The sequence below is a fragment of the Aeromonas sp. Y289-2 genome, assembly GCF_027705925.1.
GTDB lineage: Bacteria > Pseudomonadota > Gammaproteobacteria > Enterobacterales > Aeromonadaceae > Aeromonas > Aeromonas veronii.
Genome location: NZ_JAPDCH010000042.1, coordinates 1 through 1,723 on the forward strand (window position 1 = coordinate 1; position 1,723 = coordinate 1,723).

Annotated in this window: 1 protein-coding gene; it reads right to left on the bottom strand. The window is 55.7% G+C overall.

Translation table 11 applies throughout. From position 1 onward, the window contains the following. Positions 1–19: 19 nt before the first annotated feature. On the bottom strand, positions 20–1,633 hold the full coding sequence (locus tag OKC43_RS21605) for an IS1634-like element ISAs25 family transposase (protein WP_010674210.1): 1,614 nt from the start codon (positions 1,631–1,633) through the stop codon (positions 20–22). Positions 1,634–1,723: the final 90 nt, after the last annotated feature.

Sequence of the window (1,723 nt, forward strand, 5' to 3'; positions counted from 1 at the left end):
CCGACATTCCGCACCTGATTTAGGAATAAATTTGCCGATAGCGCTCACCCAATACCTCCAAAATGATCTGCTGGTCTCCTGTTAGCTCCGTTACTTGTGGCGGAGCTTCTCCCAGTCGATATTCATGGATGCCACCAAAGCGCAAAAAGATCCAACGGGCCGTCGGCTGCTGGGTCGGTTTCTTTTTCATATCCGCCACACTGCGATTCTGCTCCACTAATCCCTGCCGGATCCGGTGCTCCAACGCTGCGTAAATCATCAGGCTACAGGTCATCACCATGAGCAACGCTTCAATCCGCTCCGGCTTTTTCAGGTACAGTGAGGAGGTTAAAAACTCCGGGCTCTTGAGAAAACGAAAGCCCCGTTCGACATTCTGCTGCGCTTTATAGGTGGCCAACAGTTCGGCCATGGTCAGCGTATCGCTGTGGTCATTGGTCGCCAGGATGAACACCCCGGTCTGGTTGCGGGCCTCTTCAACGCAAGCCAGGCTAGTTGCCGCCAACCCAGTGATTTGAAACTGATGGCCAATTGGCTCTTCGCCACGCTTGGGTCTGCCACGTCCTGTATAAACGGGTTCACCTACCACTTCGGCATCCAGTTGCAGCAGCATCAAGCTGGCGGTAAAACAGCTCAACTCAGCTTGGGCATCCGCCTCACAAGCAAAGCGTCGGGCACACAATTTGGCGAAGGCTTTGAGCTCGCGGGTACTGTCTTTGAGCAGGTTTTTGGCCAATGTCTGCTGCTCGCGGTGGCTGGCCTGTTCGCTGCGCACCAGCAACCAACGTTGCGCGACCCCGGCATAATTCGCGTGTTGCCAACGGCCATGATAGCCATTGCCCAGAGCGGTCAGCGGTTGTGCACCTATGGTTGCCACGGCCTGCTTTGCCTCATTGAGAGTGACGGGCACCCGGGTCACAAATAGTTGCTGCTGTTGCGCCAGTAATTGCAAGGTATCGGCGCAGTACAGTGCGGCATCGCCGACCAGATAACGGCACTCCTGCGCGGCCTTGAGACTGCTCAAATGGCGACGAACGGTCTGGGCAAAGGCTTTGGTGTCATTACTATTGCCGCTCAGGGCCTGCATATAGACAGGTAGGCCGGCCTGATTTTCACAGATGAGCTCAAGGATCACTTGATTCAGCTCTGGCCGGTGATCACGACTATAACCACGCACCAGTTGCAGCTTACCGACCAGATCCCCATCGGCACAGTCATAGGCGCCATCGACGTGGAAGCTGGTAATATCGAGGTGCACTGCGGTGCTTTTGAGCCCCAGCCGCTCGACAACTTGCGCCGCCATCACCTGATACAAGGCGCTGACATCGGCCTCAAAGAGGGCATCGAGACAGCGACCGAGCACATCATCATTGAGGTCATCAGCACAGATCCCGGGGCCAATCAGGCGCTCAACCGGCTTGTTAGCGAAGAATTGCGGGAACATGTGCAGGGTGCTGCTGTGAAAGCCGAGGCCGTTCACTATCATGGCGACCAAGGCTTCACCATGTGAGACCTTGAAAGGCGGGGTTTTGGGGAGCAAGGCATCGATCATGCGGGCAATGCCCAGTTCCTGGCAGAGTGCGGCGACCAAACCAAGGTGATCGAGGTTACGGATCGAGATAGCGGGTGCGGCCATGATGATCTACCTGCAAAAGAGAGTAATAGATCAGAACGGCCGATCGCCGTCAAGCACTGAAAATAGCAAAATCAGGTGCGGAATGACGGC